This window comes from Klebsiella sp. OBRC7, from assembly GCF_000293135.1.
Lineage (GTDB): Bacteria > Pseudomonadota > Gammaproteobacteria > Enterobacterales > Enterobacteriaceae > Klebsiella > Klebsiella michiganensis.
The window spans coordinates 91,603-109,903 of record NZ_ALNJ01000085.1; the positions used below are offsets into that span (position 1 = coordinate 91,603).

The 18,301-nt window shown below is 54.2% G+C and carries 20 protein-coding genes; 11 read left to right on the top strand and 9 right to left on the bottom strand.

All coding sequences use genetic code 11. The features are described from left to right. Nucleotides 1–145: 145 nt before the first annotated feature. From ghrA to HMPREF1144_RS16600, 7 genes are all read left to right on the top strand, one after another. Nucleotides 146–1,084 carry a glyoxylate/hydroxypyruvate reductase GhrA gene (ghrA, locus tag HMPREF1144_RS16570; protein ID WP_004849836.1) on the top strand — a complete coding sequence of 313 codons (939 nt, stop codon included), beginning with the start codon at nucleotides 146–148 and terminating at the stop codon, nucleotides 1,082–1,084. 85 nt (nucleotides 1,085–1,169) lie between these two features. Next, nucleotides 1,170–1,907, top strand: coding sequence for a phosphatase (locus HMPREF1144_RS16575; RefSeq protein WP_009653417.1), 738 nt, complete (start codon nucleotides 1,170–1,172; stop codon nucleotides 1,905–1,907). Nucleotides 1,908–1,929: 22 nt separating this feature from the next. Then, nucleotides 1,930–2,484, top strand: coding sequence for a molecular chaperone (locus HMPREF1144_RS16580; protein ID WP_004849839.1), 555 nt, complete (start codon nucleotides 1,930–1,932; stop codon nucleotides 2,482–2,484). 103 nt (nucleotides 2,485–2,587) lie between these two features. Continuing rightward, nucleotides 2,588–3,079, top strand: coding sequence for a DUF1097 domain-containing protein (locus tag HMPREF1144_RS16585; RefSeq protein WP_032721786.1), 492 nt, complete (start codon nucleotides 2,588–2,590; stop codon nucleotides 3,077–3,079). A gap of 289 nt (nucleotides 3,080–3,368) precedes the next feature. Then, nucleotides 3,369–3,674, top strand: a complete 306-nt coding sequence (locus tag HMPREF1144_RS16590) for a hypothetical protein (RefSeq protein ID WP_004849844.1) — start codon at nucleotides 3,369–3,371, stop codon at nucleotides 3,672–3,674. Between the two features lie 89 nt (nucleotides 3,675–3,763). Continuing rightward, a complete protein-coding gene (gene ymdB / locus HMPREF1144_RS16595; protein ID WP_009653502.1) occupies nucleotides 3,764–4,318 on the top strand; it encodes an O-acetyl-ADP-ribose deacetylase in 555 nt (184 codons plus the stop codon). Between the two features lie 46 nt (nucleotides 4,319–4,364). Continuing rightward, nucleotides 4,365–4,955 (top strand): TetR/AcrR family transcriptional regulator, encoded by a 591-nt coding sequence (locus HMPREF1144_RS16600; RefSeq protein ID WP_042927933.1) that lies wholly within the window; start codon nucleotides 4,365–4,367, stop codon nucleotides 4,953–4,955. Nucleotides 4,956–4,991: 36 nt separating this feature from the next. Here the strand turns inward: HMPREF1144_RS16600 and mdoC are convergent, their stop codons facing one another. Continuing rightward, nucleotides 4,992–6,152 carry a glucans biosynthesis protein MdoC gene (mdoC, locus tag HMPREF1144_RS16605; RefSeq protein WP_004849851.1) on the bottom strand — a complete coding sequence of 387 codons (1,161 nt, stop codon included), beginning with the start codon at nucleotides 6,150–6,152 and terminating at the stop codon, nucleotides 4,992–4,994. Between the two features lie 251 nt (nucleotides 6,153–6,403). Between mdoC and mdoG the strand changes: the two genes are divergently transcribed. The 3 genes from mdoG (at nucleotide 6,404) to HMPREF1144_RS16620 (ending at nucleotide 10,772) form a co-directional block, all read left to right on the top strand. Then, nucleotides 6,404–7,957: a glucans biosynthesis protein MdoG gene (gene mdoG / locus HMPREF1144_RS16610; protein WP_004101027.1), complete on the top strand. Its 1,554-nt coding sequence runs from the start codon at nucleotides 6,404–6,406 to the stop codon at nucleotides 7,955–7,957. Continuing rightward, on the top strand, nucleotides 7,950–10,478 hold the full coding sequence (gene mdoH / locus HMPREF1144_RS16615) for a glucans biosynthesis glucosyltransferase MdoH (RefSeq protein ID WP_009653409.1): 2,529 nt from the start codon (nucleotides 7,950–7,952) through the stop codon (nucleotides 10,476–10,478). Before mdoG ends, mdoH begins: the two co-directional genes overlap by 8 nt. Nucleotides 10,479–10,544: 66 nt before the next feature. Beyond that, nucleotides 10,545–10,772 (top strand): YceK/YidQ family lipoprotein, encoded by a 228-nt coding sequence (locus tag HMPREF1144_RS16620; RefSeq protein ID WP_004849859.1) that lies wholly within the window; start codon nucleotides 10,545–10,547, stop codon nucleotides 10,770–10,772. On the opposite strand, the gene HMPREF1144_RS16625 is transcribed toward HMPREF1144_RS16620, so the two are convergent. From HMPREF1144_RS16625 to HMPREF1144_RS16635, 3 genes are all read right to left on the bottom strand, one after another. Continuing rightward, entirely contained in the window at nucleotides 10,773–11,159 is a 387-nt protein-coding gene (locus tag HMPREF1144_RS16625; RefSeq protein WP_004137236.1) for a MysB family protein, read from the bottom strand. Between the two features lie 91 nt (nucleotides 11,160–11,250). Then, complete coding sequence (gene mdtG, locus HMPREF1144_RS16630) at nucleotides 11,251–12,492, bottom strand: multidrug efflux MFS transporter MdtG (protein ID WP_009653471.1); 1,242 nt, start codon at nucleotides 12,490–12,492, stop codon at nucleotides 11,251–11,253. 186 nt (nucleotides 12,493–12,678) lie between these two features. Beyond that, nucleotides 12,679–13,599, bottom strand: a complete 921-nt coding sequence (locus HMPREF1144_RS16635) for a Kdo(2)-lipid IV(A) acyltransferase (protein ID WP_004849864.1) — start codon at nucleotides 13,597–13,599, stop codon at nucleotides 12,679–12,681. Between the two features lie 209 nt (nucleotides 13,600–13,808). On the opposite strand from HMPREF1144_RS16635, the gene HMPREF1144_RS16640 reads away from it, so the two are divergent. Next, nucleotides 13,809–14,873 carry a rhodanese-related sulfurtransferase gene (locus tag HMPREF1144_RS16640; RefSeq protein ID WP_009653543.1) on the top strand — a complete coding sequence of 355 codons (1,065 nt, stop codon included), beginning with the start codon at nucleotides 13,809–13,811 and terminating at the stop codon, nucleotides 14,871–14,873. On the opposite strand, the gene HMPREF1144_RS31670 is transcribed toward HMPREF1144_RS16640, so the two are convergent. From HMPREF1144_RS31670 to pyrC, 5 genes are all read right to left on the bottom strand, one after another. After that, complete coding sequence (locus tag HMPREF1144_RS31670; RefSeq protein ID WP_004101037.1) at nucleotides 14,859–14,972, bottom strand: YceO family protein; 114 nt, start codon at nucleotides 14,970–14,972, stop codon at nucleotides 14,859–14,861. The two genes, HMPREF1144_RS16640 and HMPREF1144_RS31670, sit on opposite strands and share 15 nt — an antisense overlap. A 73-nt stretch (nucleotides 14,973–15,045) precedes the next feature. Further along, nucleotides 15,046–16,164 carry an N-methyl-L-tryptophan oxidase gene (solA, locus tag HMPREF1144_RS16645; protein WP_009653506.1) on the bottom strand — a complete coding sequence of 373 codons (1,119 nt, stop codon included), beginning with the start codon at nucleotides 16,162–16,164 and terminating at the stop codon, nucleotides 15,046–15,048. A gap of 124 nt (nucleotides 16,165–16,288) precedes the next feature. After that, nucleotides 16,289–16,543, bottom strand: a complete 255-nt coding sequence (gene bssS, locus HMPREF1144_RS16650) for a biofilm formation regulator BssS (protein WP_004101039.1) — start codon at nucleotides 16,541–16,543, stop codon at nucleotides 16,289–16,291. A gap of 285 nt (nucleotides 16,544–16,828) precedes the next feature. Beyond that, nucleotides 16,829–17,074 (bottom strand): DNA damage-inducible protein I, encoded by a 246-nt coding sequence (gene dinI, locus HMPREF1144_RS16655; protein ID WP_004101040.1) that lies wholly within the window; start codon nucleotides 17,072–17,074, stop codon nucleotides 16,829–16,831. Between the two features lie 72 nt (nucleotides 17,075–17,146). Continuing rightward, entirely contained in the window at nucleotides 17,147–18,193 is a 1,047-nt protein-coding gene (gene pyrC, locus HMPREF1144_RS16660; protein ID WP_009653538.1) for a dihydroorotase, read from the bottom strand. Nucleotides 18,194–18,301: the final 108 nt, after the last annotated feature.

The window sequence follows — 18,301 nt, forward strand, 5'->3', positions numbered from 1 at the left end:
GGGCGAAAATAGATTTTTTTATCGCCATTCCCTTTTTCGCACGCTCGGCGAATGAAATTTGCTATGCTGGCAATCCAATAGAAAACAACGAGTAAAACGCGACGCTAACCTAACCTGCCAGCAGCGTCGGCTATCAGGAGCCTTTATGGATATCATCTTTTACCACCCCACGTTCGACACCCCTTTCTGGATTACGGAACTGGAAAAACAGCTGCCCGGCTCGCGCGTCCGCGAGTGGAAACGCGGTGATAATCAACCCGCTGACTATGCGCTGGTCTGGCATCCGCCGGTAGAAATGCTCCAGGGCCGCCAGCTTAAAGCCGTCTTTGCCCTTGGCGCCGGCGTCGATTCAATCCTCAGCAAACTGCGGGAACACCCGGAAATGCTGCCGCTGTCGACTCCGCTGTTCCGTCTGGAAGACACCGGCATGGGGCTGCAGATGCAAGAATACGCGGTGAGCCAGGTGTTGCACTGGTTCCGTCGTTTTGATGACTATCAGGCATTAAAACAAGAGGCGCGGTGGCAGCCGCTGGAGGAGTATCAGCGTGAAGATTTCACCATCGGCATTATGGGCGCGGGCGTGCTTGGCGCGAAAGTGGCCGAAGCCCTGCAAAGCTGGGGCTTTCCGTTACGCATCTGGAGCCGCAGCCGCAAATCCTGGCCGCAGGTCACCAGCTTTGCCGGAGAAGAGGAGCTGAATGCGTTCCTCAACGGAACACGAGTGCTGATAAACCTGCTCCCCAACACGGCGGAAACCGTTGGAATCATTAATAGTGCGCGCCTGGCGCAGCTGCCGGATAACAGCTACGTGCTGAATCTGGCTCGCGGTGTTCATGTGGTGGAAGACGATCTGCTGGACGCGCTGAATAGCGGCAAGTTGAAAGGCGCGATGCTGGATGTGTACAGCCGCGAACCGCTGCCTGAAGCGAGCCCGCTTTGGCGGCATCCGCGAGTGGCGATGACGCCGCATGTTGCCGCCGTCACCCGGCCTCTGGAAGCCATGGCTTATATCGCCAAAACCATCGGTCAGTTAGAACGAGGTGAAACGGTCAGCGGGCAGGTCGATCGCCAGCTGGGATACTAAGCGACAGCCCCGCGTGAGCGGGGTTTTTGCTGATCACAGGCGCAGATTCCTGCTATTCTTGCCACAAACAGAGAAGGAGATTGTGATGTATCCTGTTGACCTGCACATGCATACCGTCGCCAGCACCCACGCCTACAGTACCCTGCACGATTATATTGCAGAAGCAAAGCGCAAGGGGATCAAACTCTTTGCCATTACCGACCACGGGCCCGATATGGCCGATGCGCCTCACTACTGGCATTTTATTAATATGCGTATCTGGCCGCGGCTGGTGGAGGGCGTTGGTATCCTGCGCGGTATCGAAGCCAATATCAAAAATACCCACGGCGAAATTGACTGTACCGGCCCGATGCTCAACTCGCTGGACCTGATTATTGCCGGTTTTCACGAGCCGGTGTTCCCTCCAAAGGATAAAGCAACGCATACCGAAGCGATGATCGCCACAATAGCGAGCGGCGCGGTGCATATCATTAGCCATCCGGGTAATCCTAAGTTTCCCGTTGATATCCCTGCCATTGCCGCGGCAGCGGCGAAGCACCACGTGGCGCTGGAAATCAATAACTCATCCTTTATTTCGTCGCGCATTGGCAGCGAAGATAACTGCCGCGCCGTTGCCGCGGCCGTACGCGATGCCGGCGGCTGGGTTGCGCTGGGCTCGGATTCCCATACGGCATTCACGCTTGGTGAATTTAGCGAATGTCGCAAAATCCTTGATGCTGTTGATTTTCCGGAAGAGCGAATTCTTAACGTGACGCCGCGGCGTCTGCTTAATTTTCTTGAATCGCGTGGGATGCCTGCGATTCCTGAGTTTGCTGAACTTTAATTTGAATAACTGGAATAAATGAATGAACGAGTTTTCAATCCTCTGCCGCGTGCTGGGCTCTCTCTATTATCGTCAGCCGCAGGACCCGCTGCTGGTGCCGTTGTTTACCCTTATTCGCGAAGGAAAGCTGGCAGCAAGCTGGCCGCTGGAGCAGGATGAACTGCTGGAGCGTCTGCAAAAAAGCTGCGATATGCCGTCTCTGTCCGCCGAATACAACGCGCTGTTTGTCGGTGAAGAGTGCCGCGTGGCGCCATACCGTAGCGCATGGGTAGAAGGCGCTACGGAAGCTGACGTTCGTACTTTCTTCAGCGCGCATGGTGTCCCCACGGGTGAGGGCGCGGCGGATCATTTAGGCTCCTTGCTGCTGGCCGCTTCGTGGCTGGAAGATCACGCGCCGGAAGATGAAAGCGACGTTCTGGAAACCCTTTTCGCTGAGTATATTCTGCCGTGGTGCGGCGAGTTCCTGGGTAAAGTTGAAGCCCATGCAACCACGCCGTTCTGGCGCGCTATGGCTCCGCTGACTCGTGAAGCCCTCTCCGCTATGTGGGATGAGCTGCAGGAAGAAAATGAGCAATAAGTTGTGATTAAAGTCACATTTTAGTTGCAACAAAGCATTCTTAATTTCATTTAGTGTGTTCCGTGTCGCATTTGACGGGCGCGTTTCTGCTATGATACGCGCCATGAACATACTCTTCGCAATCGCATTAACGACGGGCATTCTCTCCGGTATCTGGGGATGGGTGGCGGTCGCATTGGGTCTGCTGAGCTGGGCAGGTTTCCTCGGCTGTACGGCTTACTTTGCCTGTCCGCAAGGTGGGTTAAAAGGGCTGCTTATTTCGACCTGTACGGTCATGAGCGGCGTGGTGTGGGCGCTGGTGATTATTCACGGTAGCGCGCTGGCGCCGCAGCTGGAAGTGGTTAGCTATATCATGACCGGCGTCGTGGCGTTTTTGATGTGTATCCAGGCGCGCCAGCTGATTCTCTCTTTTGTGCCGGGTACTTTTATCGGCGCGTGTGCGACGTTTGCCGCCGGCGGCGACTGGCGTTTAGTTGTGCCTTCACTCGCGCTGGGCCTGGTATTTGGCTATGCCATGAAAAATAGCGGCCTGTGGCTGGCGACCCGGGCGGAGAAAAATAAATCTCTGGCTAATCACAGTCGCGAATCTTTTTAACCTATCCCACTTTTCATCACCAAAGAGCCCGTCGGGCTCTTTGGCTGTTTTTGCTGCCAGGTATTACCTCATCATAAATCTTCCCGCCATTTTGTTTTTCCTTATATATCCGCAACTTTAACTGTACCGGTAGTTAGTGAATCGATTTTGTTAGCACATTTAAACAAATGATATTTTTTGTTTTTAAATTGTTAATATAATTAAAGTGAAGTAAAAAAATATAACTCGTCGTACTCATGGATGGTTGGCGCTCTTCAGTAGCTATACCGATATGCAGAGGAGTTTTATAATGAAAACAATTAGATATGCTTCGCTTGCAGCACTGTTTATATTACCCTCGTTTATTAGCCCTGCGATCGCCGAACAGACCGTGGCTGGCATCGTCCATTTCTACGGATGGGTGGTGGAAGCACCCTGCCAGCTCGATGCAATCAATAATCAGGTTATTATGGATTGCCCGCGGGCGGAGACAATTAAAATTTCCGCTCAGCAGCTTGAGAAAGGGAAAATACGCAACGAAAATATCCGTTCTGCGCAATTACGTTATATTAATCCGCAACGGACCCTCGCCATTCTGGATGTTGATTATCGGTAACCCTCTGCCCCCGGGCTTTCGCCCCGGGGGCTATCGTGCCATATTATCCTCCTGTATTCCTTTCAAGACGTATGCCGACAGGAGGAGAAATGGCTGTTCAACCTGAAGTGGTTCTCGGCGATATTACCAGGCTTGAGGTCGATGTTATCGTCAACGCGGCTAACCCGTCGCTGCTTGGCGGCGGCGGGGTGGACGGGGCGATTCACCGCGCAGCAGGGCCGGAACTGCTGGCTGCCTGTAAAGTTGTGCGGCAACAGCAGGGAGAGTGTCCGCCGGGCCATGCGGTGATTACGGCGGCAGGAAATCTGCCCGCCAGCGCGGTGATTCACGCCGTAGGGCCGGTCTGGCACGGCGGTGACAGGCAGGAGGCGGAATTACTGGCTGACGTTTACAAAAATAGCCTGCTGCTGGCCTCGGCAAATAATTACCGATCCATCGCATTTCCTGCTATCAGCACCGGCGTATATGGTTACCCTAAACAGGTTGCCGCGGAGATAGCCGTGCGGACGGTAACTGCCTTTCTCACTCGTTACAATCCGCTGGAGCGCGTTTATTTCGTTTGTTTTGATAGCGAAGCCGCCGGCATCTATACCCAATTACTCGAGGCGAGTCGCGCGCAACTCGGCCATCAGAATAAGATATGATAGTTTCCTGCGAAGGCGGGAAACTATCATAACGGGAGAGTCATCGGTGACTGAAGGGAAGGTTCTACAAAAACAACGGCTTCGCCGGATGGAAATTGTTGCCGCGGCACAAAAATGTTTCGCGGAAAAGGGCCTGCATGGCGCCTCCGTAGCGGATATTGCGCGTCAGGCTGGCCTTAGCGTAGGCCAGCTATATCGCGTTTTCGCCAGCAAAGAAGAGATAATCGAAGTTATCGTCAGCGAGATCGTGAATGCCAGAGTGGGCGAAATGGTTGCCGGGAATCATGATTTAGCCCGCATGGCTTCAGTTTTAGCCGGCGTGCTCCCCGCGACCGAGTCTACGAAAAGCGATAATTATCTGCTGATGGAAATTAACGCCGAGGCGTCCCGAAATCCGCGCCTGCGTGAAATTATGATCCAGGCCGATCGTCGCCTGAAAGAGGAGGGTGGACGGCTTACCCGCCACTACCATCCTGAGATGACCGCGGAGCAAATTAGCGTCGCCTGCGAATTTATCGCGATATTAACGGAAGGGGCGGCATACCGTTGCGACCTGGCGACGGCTCCGACGGTAGATAAAGCGGCGATGGAGAGCCTGTACCGCGATGTCTTTCAGCTGTTGTTTGCGCAAAAATAGCGCTGCTATGTGCGTTCCACATAGCAGCGCCCTGTTTTAACTGGCGGAAATTTGCGGCTTAGCTGTCTTTTGCTGGAATTTTCCGGAAAAAAGAAAGCGCAACAGCGGTATCCGCAGATGAATTTCATACAGCACCAGTGCAATCCCGACAACAAAAACCAGCCCGGTGATAAATCCAAGGGTATTTGATTGAATGACCGGGGTTATCCATGCCCCGTAGAGCAGAGTTAGAGGGTGGTGCACCAGGTAGATAAATAGCGATGCGTTGACGAAGTAGGTCACCCGCGCGGACTGGAAATTCAACAAACGGTGGCCAAGCGAAAAGACCACGTTGACCATCCATAGCCCAAGCACCATCGTAATCACGTACTCCGTTTCGTACATCCAGCCATCGCCCGAGCCGTACTGCTGATTCAGTCGGTAGGCGATAAATCCCAGTAAAGCCGCCACAAAGCACCACGGCGAGGGGGTCGTGAACATCGTCTTCAGCCGCGCGTTAATAAACGTCTGGGCACCCAGGATAAAGAAAGGCAGATAGAACAACGTCTGCATCACGATAAAGTTGAACAGACCGTTGCTGAGAATAGGCGGATAGAGAATGAAAATAGTGCGGCGGATGACCGCGTACAGTACGCCAAGAGCGAGAAAAATCATCGACAGCTGACCTAATGTGACGGTGTCACCAAAGGTGGGCGCAGCGGCAGAACGCGGTCGCGTCAGCCATTTGAACATCACCACGCCCAGCGACGTCAGGACCACCAGCACCAACAAAAACCACAGATGAGAGATCAGCTCCCAGGCGAGGGTGTTGAACTTGTCATAGCCTGACAGCGTATGCCAGTTATCCGCTTTACCGTTGACGTACTGCAGCATAATAAACTGCGGCAGGGTCAGGAGCGGGATCGCCGTTAACATGGGAATGCCGACGCGCTCAACGCGTACTTTCCACCATTTTTTAAGCGGATAGCGCAGAAAAAGCATGTAGGAAAAATAGCCGGAAATCACAAAGAAGACCTGCATGCGAAAGGCATGGATGAAGTCGTTAAATAACGTCAGCCACCACGATGGCTCGGCGCTGTTAACATGCCAGCTGTGGCTGGAGTAAATGAGCGAAATGTGAAAAGGGATGCCCAATAGCATCAGCCAGGCGCGGATGCTATCGAAAAAATATTCACGCTGTACCGGAGTATTATTCATACAATATCACTACATTCTCAGACAATTCGTCTTATCACTCAACGTGATAACGTTTAAATTCTCTGCAACCCTACATGAACTCTGGTTAACTGTCTCCAGGATAAGCACGCAAAGTGCAAACGGGGCAGTAACTGTGTATTCCCTGTGCCGCGATGCCGAACAATGCAGGGATTATGTTGTCGGAATGCCTGAGTTTCCATTAAAATAGATCGGATCGATTTAAGCACACAAAGGGGGAAGTGCTTACTTATATGAAACATAAACCACAGATGATGAAAATGCGTTGGTTAAGCGCAGCCGTAATGTTGTCCCTGTGTACTTCATCTGCATGGGCATTCAGCATTGATGACGTCGCAAAAGAGGCACAAACGTTAGCCGGCAAAGGCTTTGAAGCGCCTAAAAGTAACCTGCCCTCTGCCTTCCGCGACATGAAGTATGCGGACTATCAGCAAATTCAGTTTAATCACGACAAAGCCTATTGGAATAATCTGAAAAGCCCGTTCAAGCTCGAGTTTTATCACCAGGGAATGTATTTCGATACGCCGGTCACCATTAATGAAGTGACGGCAACCAGCGTACGTAAAATTAAATATAGTCCGGACTATTTTAATTTTGGCAACGTTCAGCACGATAAAGACACGGTTAAAGACCTCGGTTTTGCGGGCTTTAAGGTTCTGTATCCGATCAACAGCAAAGACAAGAACGATGAGATCGTCAGCATGCTCGGAGCCAGCTATTTCCGCGTGCTCGGTCAGGGCCAGGTATATGGGCTTTCTGCCCGCGGACTGGCTATCGATACCGCGCTGCCGTCCGGAGAAGAGTTCCCGCGCTTCCGTGAGTTCTGGATTGAGCGTCCTAAAGCCACCGATAAACGCCTGACGATTTATGCGCTGCTTGATTCCCCGCGCGCAACCGGCGCCTATCGCTTTGTAATCATGCCCGGTCGCGATACCGTGGTGGACGTGCAGTCTAAGGTCTATCTGCGTGATAAAGTCGGTAAACTGGGCGTGGCGCCGTTGACCAGCATGTTCCTGTTCGGGCCGCATCAGCCGTCTCCGACTACCAACTACCGCCCGGCGCTGCACGACTCCAACGGGCTGTCCATTCTTGCCGGTAACGGTGAGTGGATCTGGCGTCCGCTCAATAACCCGAAACACCTGGCCGTCAGCAGCTACGCAATGGAGAACCCGCAGGGGTTTGGCCTGCTGCAGCGCGGCCGTCAGTTCTCGCGTTTTGAAGACCTCGACGACCGCTACGATCTGCGCCCAAGCGCGTGGATTACGCCGAAAGGTGATTGGGGCAAAGGGAAAATCGAACTGGTCGAGATCCCGACCAACGATGAAACCAACGATAATATCGTCACCTACTGGACGCCGGATCAGCTGCCGGAACCCGGCAAAGAGATGAACTTCAAATACACCATCACTTTCAGCCGTGACGAAGACAAACTGCATGCGCCGGATAACGCTTACGTTATGCAGACCCGCCGTTCTACCGGCGACGTCAAGCAATCGAACCTGATCCGCCAGCCTGATGGCACCATTGCCTTTATTGTCGATTTCACCGGCGCCGAGATGAAAAAGCTGCCCGCAGATACGCCAGTGACTGCCCAGGCCAGCATCGGCGATAACGCTGAAATCGTCGAAAATACCGTGCGCTACAACCCAGTAACGAAAGGCTGGCGTATGATCCTGCGCGTCAAAGTGAAAGATCCTAAGAAAACCACGGATATGCGCGCAGCCCTGGTCAATACCGACCAGACGCTGAGCGAAACCTGGAGCTATCAGCTGCCTGCCAATGAATAAGATAACGAAGTACATCGACGCATTGCCGCTGTCGGATGCAGAAAAACGCGCGTTACCTGACGCAAGTCTGCAGGCCGTACATGAAGCACTGGACGCTGAACATCACGTTTACCACCGCGAAGACGACTCCCCGCTGGGGTCGGTAAAATCGCGGCTGGAGCACAGCTGGCCAGATTCACTGGCTGGTAACCAGTTGATTAAGGATGACGAAGGGCGCACTCAGCTCAACGCCATGCCGAAAGCAAAACGCTCCTCCATGTTTCCGGACCCCTGGCGGACTAACCCGGTCGGGCGCTTCTGGGATCGGCTGCGCGGACGCGACGTGACGCCGCGCTATCTTTCTCGCCTGAGCCAGGAAGAGCAGGAGAGCGAGCAGAAATGGCGTACCGTCGGCTCTATCCGCCGCTACATTCTTCTGCTGCTGACGCTGGCGCAGACCGTGGTGGCGACGTGGTACATGAAAACCATTTTGCCCTACCAGGGCTGGGCGCTGATTAACCCGGCGGATATGGTGGGGCAGAACCTGTGGATCTCCTTTATGCAACTGCTGCCCTATGTGCTGCAGTCGGGGATCCTGATCCTGTTCGCCGTGCTTTTTTGCTGGGTCTCAGCGGGGTTCTGGACCGCGCTGATGGGCTTCCTGCAGCTGCTCATCGGGCGTGATAAGTACAGTATCTCCGCCTCGACCGTCGGGAATGAGCCGTTGAACCCGGAGCATCGCACGGCGCTGATCATGCCGATCTGCAACGAAGACGTTGACCGCGTATTCGCCGGCCTGCGTGCGACCTGGGAGTCGGTAAAGGCCAGCGGCAACGCTGAGCACTTTGATGTCTATATCCTGAGCGATAGCTACAACCCGGATATCTGCGTGGCAGAGCAAAAGGCGTGGATGGAGCTCATTGCCGAAGTGCAGGGCGAAGGGCAGATCTTCTATCGCCGCCGCCGCCGCCGCGTGAAGCGCAAAAGCGGTAACATTGATGACTTCTGCCGCCGTTGGGGTAGCCAGTATAGCTACATGGTGGTGCTGGATGCCGACTCCGTCATGAGCGGTGAGTGCCTGAGCGGCCTGGTGCGCCTGATGGAAGCAAATCCGAATGCCGGTATCATCCAGTCATCGCCTCGCGCGTCGGGCATGGATACGCTGTATGCTCGCTGTCAGCAATTTGCCACCCGCGTCTACGGCCCGCTGTTTACCGCCGGGCTGCACTTCTGGCAGCTGGGCGAATCGCACTACTGGGGACACAATGCCATTATCCGGGTGAAACCGTTTATTGAGCACTGTGCCCTCGCGCCGCTGCCGGGTGAGGGTAACTTCGCGGGTTCCATTCTGTCGCACGACTTCGTCGAAGCCGCATTGATGCGTCGCGCCGGATGGGGGGTCTGGATTGCTTACGATCTCCCCGGATCTTATGAAGAGCTGCCGCCGAACCTGCTGGACGAGCTGAAGCGCGATCGCCGCTGGTGTCAGGGGAACCTGATGAACTTCCGCCTGTTCCTGGTTAAAGGGATGCACCCGGTTCACCGCGCGGTGTTCCTGACCGGCGTGATGTCGTACCTGTCGGCGCCGCTGTGGTTTATGTTCCTTGCGCTCTCAACTGCCCTGCAGGTGGTGCATGCGTTGACCGAACCGCAGTACTTTCTGCAGCCGCGGCAGCTGTTCCCGGTCTGGCCGCAGTGGCGTCCGGAGCTGGCCATTGCCCTGTTTGCTTCCACCATGGTGCTGCTGTTTCTGCCGAAGCTGCTGAGTATTATCCTGGTGTGGTGTAAAGGGCCAAAAGAGTACGGCGGATTTATCCGCGTGACCCTTTCTCTGCTGCTGGAGGTGCTCTTTTCGGTGCTGCTGGCGCCGGTGCGTATGCTGTTCCATACCGTGTTTGTGGTCAGCGCGTTCCTCGGCTGGGAAGTGGTGTGGAACTCGCCGCAGCGTGATGACGACTCTACCCCGTGGGGCGAAGCGTTTATGCGTCACGGCTCGCAGATGCTGTTGGGTCTGGTCTGGGCGGTGGGCATGGCATGGCTGGATCTGCGCTTCCTGTTCTGGCTGGCGCCGATTGTGGTGTCGCTGATTCTGTCGCCGTTCGTGTCGGCCATTTCCAGCCGCGCCACCATCGGCCTGCGCACTAAACGCTGGAAGCTGTTCCTGATCCCGGAAGAGTACTCCCCGCCGCAGGTGCTCAAAGATACTGACGCTTACCTGACGCTCAACCGTCAGCGTTCGCTGGACGACGGCTTTATGCATGCAGTATTTAACCCGTCGTTTAATGCGCTGGCAACGGCGATGGCCACCGCGCGCCACCGTCACGGGCATATTCTGGATATCGCCCGCGAGCGTCACGTTGAGCAGGCGCTGAATGAGACGCCGGATAAACTTAACCGCGATCGTCGTCTGGTATTGCTGAGCGACCCGGTCACGATGTCACGCTTGCACTATCGCGTGTGGGCCGCGCCGGAGAAATACTCTTCGTGGGTCGGCGCCTATCAGCAGCTGACGTTGAATCCGCTGGCGTTAAAAACGAAGTAAGCCGTACGTTAAGGAAAATACCGGCAATGGCGCCGGTATTTTTTTACCTGAAAATCGAGGTTGTTGATGAGAGTTTTACTGGTTATCGCAATGACGCTGTTTCTCAGCGGCTGCGGGAGTATTATCAGCCGCACAGTGCCAGGCCAGGGCCATGGAAACCAGTACTATCCCGGCGTTCAGTGGGATGTTCGTGATTCAGCATGGCGCTATATCACTATTCTCGATCTGCCCTTTTCGCTGGTGTTTGATACGCTACTGCTGCCGCTTGACGCCAGCCATGGCCCCTATAACTAATTAGCGTTCATCCCATTCATCGGCGGCTGCCTGGCCCTCCTCGGTATCAAGAGAGGGTTCAAGCTGAAACTCGCCTTCATCCCATTCATGCAGCGTGTTTTCTTCCAGCCACTCCTGGCGAAGCTCAATCTCATCATAATCGCCGTCAAAGACGCTCTGTGCAGCCTGACCGCTGAGGACCGGCAGACATTCGCCCTGTTCATCCTCATCGGCGAAAAATTCGGCCTGCCAGGCAATATCACCGTCCTGGAGTACGTACTTCTGGATATTTAGCTGCTCAATGCTGGCGCTTTCCTCGTCGCTATCGGGATTATTAGCCAGAAACTCCTCGCGGGCTGCATCGATTGCTTCTTCAAGCGTGGCATAGAACATCGAATCCTTTGGCATGGCTAACCTCCTAAGATGAATAGAAATGAACACGATTCAATCTATAGAAGGCGGTTGGCAATGCGTCAAGGAGGTGAACGCCACACGGACATTAATTTACCGAATGCGTGCCGGAACCCGGATTGTCCGTTGCCCGGGAGCGGCCGAGGGTCAGGGTCGAGTAGACCGCATTGAACAGCACCACACCGGCGGTGACTAAAAAGACCGCCCGGAAGCCGTAGTTGGCGGAAACCGATGCGCCGATGAGCGGGCCCGTGACGTTGCCGATATCGCGGAACGACTGGTTATAGCTGAATATTCTGCCCGAGATTTGGCTGGTGGAGTTGTACACCAGCAGCGTTTGCACTGCCGGCAGCAGCGCGCCGTCGGCGGCGCCTAACAGGAAGCGCAGGATCCCCAGCTGCAGCGGCGTCTGGACGAACGACATGGGAATCAGGAGCAGGACAGAAATCACCAGCGCAACGATCAGGATCTTTTCCGGACCGATACGGTCGCCGAGTTTACCGAGGCGAGGGGCGCTAAGCAGGGCGGCAATACCGGGGACTGAAGCTATCATGCCGCTGATAAACGCAATATTACTGACGTTGCCGGCGAGATCGCGCACGTAAAGCGTCAAAATCGGCGCGATAGAACCGGTAGCCACCTGGATAATCAGCGAGGTCACAAACAGACTCAGCACCAGCTTCGGATTTTTAAGCGACGTGAAAACGTCTTTCGCGCTGAGCATCTCTTTTTTACTGACGGCGACAAAATTTTCGCGGATGAGAAAAAGGGTAAATAAGAAACAAATAAACAGCACGCCTGCCGTCATAAAGAAGACGGTACGCAATCCCCAGTGATCGGCCAGGAAACCGCCGGCCAGCGGCCCCAGCAGCGCGCCGCTGACCGCCCCGGTGGAGAGGGTCCCCAGCGCCCAGCCGCTCTTATGACGGGGAATTTGTGTCGCTATCAGCGCATTGGCGTTAGGAATAAATCCGCCGAGCAGACCTAACAGCGCGCGCAGGATCAGAAACTGCCAGATATTCTGCGCCAGGCCCATCAGCAGCATAACGATTGCCATACCGAGGGCCGAGCGCAGCAGCATAATTTTGCGCCCTTTGCGGTCCGCGAGACCGCCCCAGAAGGGGGAGGCCACGGCGGAAAATAAAAAGGTAATGCTGAAAACCAGCCCGGACCACATATTGAGGGCGCTATGGCCGGTTACGCCGAGTTGTTCGACGTAGAGGGGGAGGAACGGCATCACCAGGCTAAAGGCGGCGCCGGTTAAAAAGCAGCCGAGCCAGGTGACGGTGAGATTACGTTTCCAGTTAATGGGGGTATCAGCAGAGGGCATAGGATTCCACTGGCCTGCCGCGCAGGTCAAATAATTGAAAATATGAGCCTGCTAATTATGCGCCTGAGAAATGGTTGCCGCAATGGAGGAGAGCTTTTAAAGCTAAAGGAGGGCCCTGAAGAGTGGGGCTTACCCCGCATCCGGATTCAGATGCGGAGTCATTGCGCGAGCGCGCGCCGGGAGGCGCTAGTAACGAGAAGGAACGCCTTCAGGACGCGTTTTAAAGCGGCGATGCATCCACATATACTGTTCCGGCGCCATCAATATGCACTTCTCTACCACTTTGTTCATCCAGACGGCGGTAGTCTCCGCATCGTCCAGCGGCGGATCGCACTCCGGCGGCAGGATAATCAACTCATAGCCTTTACCGTCCGGTTTACGGCGCGGCACGAACGGCACAACGCAGGCTTTAGACATCTTTGCCAGCATCCAGGTGCCCGAGGTGGTCGCGGCCTGGTCAACGGCGAAAAACGGCACAAATACGCTGGCGGCCGGGCCATAGTCGTGATCCGGCGCATACCAGATCACTTCACCCTTTTTCAGCGCGCGGATCATGCCTTTCAGATCCTTACGATCGATCATGTCTTTGTTGGAGCGCAGGCGTCCCCAGGTCTGCAGCCAGTCGATAACCGGGTTATCGTTTGGACGATAAACGCCAATGCCCGGCTCGTTGATACCGAACATGCGCGCGCCCATCTCCAGCGTGAGGAAATGAATGCCAATCAGCAAAATGCCGCGCTTTTGCGCCTGTACATCACGGATATGCTCGACGCCGATGGAGTCAGTCCAGCGCGCAATACGTTTCGTCGGCCAGAACCAGGCCATGCCGGTTTCCATTAACCCCATGCCGACGGATTCAAAGTTTGCCACGACCATGCGGTGACGCTCTTGCTCGCTCTTATCGGGAAAACAGAGCTCCAGATTCCGGTTGGCTATTTTGGCCCGGCGCTTCATTAGTCGCATGGCGAGGCGGCCAAGACCGGTTCCGAGGCGATAAATCAGCGGATAAGGCAGCTGGACAACCAACCAGAGCAGGCCGATCCCGAGCCAAAGCAACCAGTAACGCGGGTGCAGCAACGCTGCGGAAAATTTAGGTAAATGGGTCATCTCATACCTGTTTAATTAAGCAACGTGTTCTATTATCGCATTTTTTTATGCCTCAGCCAAAATACCGGCCGCAGATGGCATTTAATGTTAACGCAAGCAAATATGGGTGAGGAAAATGTAGCGCAAAATGTGGGGATGTAAATTAAGCGTGTTTGCTATATGATGCCCGCCGTTTATTTTACTCATTGACTATGCCGAGCAGGTACACCATGCCAGTGTTACATAACCGCATTTCAAATGAGACGTTAAAGGCGCAAATGTTGGCTGAGACCGAGCCGCGCACGACGATCTCGTTTTATAAATATTTCACTATTATCGATCCAAAAGCCACGCGCGATGCGCTGTGGATTGCGTTGACTAAGCTGAACGTCTTTGGCCGAATTTATCTGGCTCACGAAGGTATTAACGCGCAAATTAGCGTTCCGCAAAGCCGGGTCGATGCGCTCCGCGAATTCTTATACGCTTTTGATCCCGCCCTGAATGGTCTGCGCCTGAATATCGCCCTCGATGATGACGGTAAATCCTTCTGGGTTCTGCGTCTCAAGGTACGCGATCGGATCGTCGCGGATGGGATTGACGATCCGACGTTTGATGCATCGGACGTGGGCGATTATTTAAAGGCTGCGGAAGTCAACGCGATGCTGGACGACCCGGATGCAGTCTTTATTGATATGCGTAACCATTACGAGTATGAGGTCGGCCATTTCGAGAACGCGCTGGAGATCCCGGCGGATACGTTTCGCGACCAGATGCCGAAGGCCGTTGAGATGATGCAGGAACATAAAGATAAAAATATCGTGATGTACTGCACCGGCGGTATCCGCTGCGAAAAAGCCAGCGCGTGGATGAAGCACAATGGATTCACTAAGGTCTCGCATATTGAGGGCGGGATTATCGAGTACGCGCGACGCGCGCGCGAACAGGGGCTGCCGGTTCGCTTTGTCGGTAAGAACTTTGTATTCGATGAACGTATGGGCGAGCGTATTTCAGATGATGTTATCGCCCATTGCCATCAGTGTGGCGCTCCCTGCGACAGCCATACCAACTGCCTGAACGATGGTTGCCATCTGCTGTTTATTCAGTGTCCTGCCTGCGCGGAGAAATTTGCCGGCTGCTGTAGCGAAGCCTGCATGGAAGAGCATAAGCTGCCGGAAGAGGAGCAGCGAAAACTGCGCGCCGGCCGCGAGAATGGCAATAAGATCTTTAATAAATCTCGCGGTCGGTTGAATACGAAGCTGGGGATCCCGGATCCTGAGCCTTCAGAAAAACCATAGCCAGATAAGATCGATAAACGCCAGCAGAAGCCACAGCGCCAGATAAATCATAAAATGTTCGCGGACGTTGTTAACCAGTAATTCGAACAGGCGACGCATCATCTCTCTCATTATTCACGGCCTCAAGCGAGGCCGTTTCTTTAGCGTGGTTATCAGGTTGTACGGCGGACGATTATTTCTTAAACCGCGCCAGTGAAAACGGGGATAGATCAAACCCAAAGGGTTCTTCAAGCGCGAACCGTGTGGCCAGTTCACCGAGCACCGGTGCGAACTTAAAGCCGTGCCCGCTCAGGCCGGTAATCAATAGCGTATCCGGCTGGCCGGGCAGCGTATCAATGATAAAGTCCTCGTCGGCGGTGTTGTCATAGGTACAGGATGCGCCATGCAGGCAGCCGCCGATACCGGGCAGCACATTACGCAAGAAGCTAAAAGCTTCAGAGCCGTCCGTTGCAACGGTACCAAACGGCTTACGCTCTTCCGGCGTGGAAATAGGCTGCCCGCCGTTATGCTTGCCGATTTTCAATTCGTTATCTTCTGCCGGGAAACCGTAAAACTGATCGCCATTCGCTAACTCACCGGTAAACGCCGGGAAGTTATTTTTGCTGCTGTAGCGGCCATCCGCCTGAAACCAGGCGAAAATTTTACGTACCGGCTGGACAGGGAGTTCTGGCATCAGCCGGGTAACCCAGGTACCGGCGCTAACCAGCAGTTTTTTGCCGCTGTACTCACCATCAATCGTCTCGACGGTTACGCCGTTCGGCGTGTGGTGAATGGCCGATACCGGGCAGTTGAAGAGCTGTGCGGCGCCGGCTTCGCGTGCCAGACGGATCCAGCTTTCAACGGCCAGTTCGCAGCGCAGTATGCCGGATGCGGGTTCAAATATCGCCCGATAATCATCAGGAATACGAATTTCCGGCCAGCGAGTCATCACCGTCTGCGCATCCATTTCTTCGATATTGAGCTGGAACTCGCGCGCGCTGCTGGCAACATTGCGCAGAAAGCCGGAGCCGGCAGGCCCGAGGTTAATCACTCCTGTACGTTCAAAGACGGCTTCACCGCTGGCGGCGGCAAACTCATCCCATAGCTGTTGTGCGCGCAGTACCAGGGGGACATATCTTTCGCCTTCGCCATAGGCGTGACGAATGAGGCGGGTGCTGCCGTGATGGCTGCCTTCCTGATGCGGCGGCTGATGGGCATCAATCATCAGTACGTTGATCCCTGCCTGCCGTGCATAATAGCCTGCGGCAGCGCCGACCGAGCCGCTACCGATAATGATAAGATCGTATTGCATGGTGAGTTCCAGGTTATTGCTTTATTAGCAGGGTAATTAACAACCTGCTGTTATACAAGCCCGAAAATAATTCAGGCACCCGAGGGTGCCTGTTAAGTGAATATTCTGACATTAGCGCTAAATTTTAATGCCTTCGATACTCATTTTCCTGGTATTCGCCAGATTCAATCTTCGCAATACCTGCTTCCAGAATCGAAATAAACTGACGTGCGACGTCCGTCGTTAGCCATAGCGTCTGGCCAATCTCTGCGTCTCTACTGCTTTCTTGAGCGGGGTTTTGGTAGTGCAGGCGCAACATCAGCGCATCGTAACTATCAACGGTGCTGATGTCCCATCCGACGAGGGGATGGGTCTGGATGACTTCATTATTCTTTTCCATCATAACCCCTTATTCATATGTTAAAAGACAACAGTTCTCGAGGTTTAATGCGTGTTTTTTGAAGCAAGTTAATTATATCAGTAGTCAAGAATAAACTCGAGAAATTAAATGAAATAGAGATACATACGCGCCCATTCGCTGATTTTTTAGGCAAATCAGGGAGGGTTACTTGTTATTTATGAAGGTGCTAAGGAAAAGCAATAGGGGAGAGTCTGAGTATGAAAAAAATAAAAAAGCCGGGGCGACCCGGCAAAAATTGCACAATGAGGGAGCAAATTTAATTGACTAGTCGCGGACAAACCAGTCGTCAGCGCTTTCCCAGGTTTCTTGCAGGATTTCGCTAATCCGGTCTTTGTCTTCTTTCAGGCCGCCAATAACCGACAGATTGTTATTAGCCGCGTACCGAACCGTTACCTGACTTGAGGTAGAGGGAAACTGCTGTTCGATACGACGCGAGAGTTCATTGTTCAGCGCATCTAAGGCGCCGTTGGGTAAGGCTGTTGATTTGGCGATAGAGACTTCAATACGCATAATTGCCCCCTGGATAATGTACTGTTTATTTATACAGTACGCTCTGAAGATTTACAACAGGGGGCAGGCTATTTATTTTTTCATCGTCCAGCGCACGGTTTCCCCGGCAAGGAACGGCACCAGCGCGTCGCCTGGCAGGGCGATACTCTCGACCACCTGGCTCTCTTCGCGCACCAGCTCCACGTAGCCCTCATTGACCGGCAAGCCATAGAAGCGGGGGCCGTTAAGCGAGCAGAAAGCTTCGAAGTGCTGCAGGGCGTTCATCTCCTCAAACACCGTGGCGTAGCTGCCCAGCGCGGTCGGCGCGTTAAAACAGCCTGCGCATCCGCAGCTGGCTTCCTTACGATGGCGGGCATGGGGAGCGGAATCCGTGCCGAGGAAAGCGCGGTCAAAACCGCTGGCAACCAGTTCGCGCAGCGCCTGCTGGTGAATATTGCGTTTCAGGATAGGCAGACAATAAAGGTGGGGACGCACGCCGCCAACCAGCATATGGTTGCGGTTGAACATCAGGTGCTGCGGGGTGATGGTGGCCGCCAGCAGCTCGTTACCGTCGCGTACGTATTCAGCGGCATCTTTGGTCGTGATGTGTTCGAAGACCACCTTCAGGCCGGGCAGGCGCTGACGCAGCGGCTCCATGACCGTTTCAATAAAGCGTGCTTCCCGGTCAAAAATATCGATATCAGGATGGGTGACCTCACCGTGAACCAGCAGAGGCATCCCCAACTTTTCCATGCGTTCCAGCACCGGCATAATGGCATCCGTACTGGTAACGCCGTGGCTGGAGTTGGTGGTGGCGTTGGCCGGATAGAGCTTGGCGGCAGTGAATACGCCTTCGTTAAATCCGCGCTCCAGCTCCGCCGGGTCGAGCGTATCCGTCAGATAGCAGGTCATCAGCGGCGTAAAATCATGGCCCGCAGGGATCGCATCAACGATACGCTGGCGATAGGCGAGGGCGGCTTCGACGGTAGTGACAGGTGGTACCAGGTTCGGCATCACGATCGCCCGGCCATAAAATTCACTGGTATAAGGCACGACGGTTTTTAACATATCGTCATCGCGCAGATGGATATGCCAGTCGTCAGGGCGGCGGATTTTCAATACCTGGGATTGTGCTGTCATGGAAGGCTCCGGCTAATAGGTTCAGTCATCAGGGCTGTTTTTGCCGGGCACTAAGGATAAGCGTAAACGTTTTCCTTTGCATCAACTTCCGTAAAAAATCGGGCGCTT

Coding starts and splice junctions, on each gene's coding strand:
- ghrA (WP_004849836.1), top strand. CDS start 146: ATGGATATCATCTTTTACCACCCCACGTTCGACACCCCTTTCTGGATT.
- HMPREF1144_RS16575 (WP_009653417.1), top strand. CDS start 1,170: ATGTATCCTGTTGACCTGCACATGCATACCGTCGCCAGCACCCACGCC.
- HMPREF1144_RS16580 (WP_004849839.1), top strand. CDS start 1,930: ATGAACGAGTTTTCAATCCTCTGCCGCGTGCTGGGCTCTCTCTATTAT.
- HMPREF1144_RS16585 (WP_032721786.1), top strand. CDS start 2,588: ATGAACATACTCTTCGCAATCGCATTAACGACGGGCATTCTCTCCGGT.
- HMPREF1144_RS16590 (WP_004849844.1), top strand. CDS start 3,369: ATGAAAACAATTAGATATGCTTCGCTTGCAGCACTGTTTATATTACCC.
- ymdB (WP_009653502.1), top strand. CDS start 3,764: ATGGCTGTTCAACCTGAAGTGGTTCTCGGCGATATTACCAGGCTTGAG.
- mdoC (WP_004849851.1), bottom strand. CDS start 6,152: ATGAATAATACTCCGGTACAGCGTGAATATTTTTTCGATAGCATCCGC.
- mdoG (WP_004101027.1), top strand. CDS start 6,404: ATGAAACATAAACCACAGATGATGAAAATGCGTTGGTTAAGCGCAGCC.
- mdoH (WP_009653409.1), top strand. CDS start 7,950: ATGAATAAGATAACGAAGTACATCGACGCATTGCCGCTGTCGGATGCA.
- HMPREF1144_RS16620 (WP_004849859.1), top strand. CDS start 10,545: ATGAGAGTTTTACTGGTTATCGCAATGACGCTGTTTCTCAGCGGCTGC.
- HMPREF1144_RS16625 (WP_004137236.1), bottom strand. CDS start 11,159: ATGCCAAAGGATTCGATGTTCTATGCCACGCTTGAAGAAGCAATCGAT.
- mdtG (WP_009653471.1), bottom strand. CDS start 12,492: ATGCCCTCTGCTGATACCCCCATTAACTGGAAACGTAATCTCACCGTC.
- HMPREF1144_RS16635 (WP_004849864.1), bottom strand. CDS start 13,599: ATGACCCATTTACCTAAATTTTCCGCAGCGTTGCTGCACCCGCGTTAC.
- HMPREF1144_RS16640 (WP_009653543.1), top strand. CDS start 13,809: ATGCCAGTGTTACATAACCGCATTTCAAATGAGACGTTAAAGGCGCAA.
- HMPREF1144_RS31670 (WP_004101037.1), bottom strand. CDS start 14,972: ATGCGTCGCCTGTTCGAATTACTGGTTAACAACGTCCGCGAACATTTT.
- solA (WP_009653506.1), bottom strand. CDS start 16,164: ATGCAATACGATCTTATCATTATCGGTAGCGGCTCGGTCGGCGCTGCC.
- bssS (WP_004101039.1), bottom strand. CDS start 16,543: ATGGAAAAGAATAATGAAGTCATCCAGACCCATCCCCTCGTCGGATGG.
- dinI (WP_004101040.1), bottom strand. CDS start 17,074: ATGCGTATTGAAGTCTCTATCGCCAAATCAACAGCCTTACCCAACGGC.
- pyrC (WP_009653538.1), bottom strand. CDS start 18,193: ATGACAGCACAATCCCAGGTATTGAAAATCCGCCGCCCTGACGACTGG.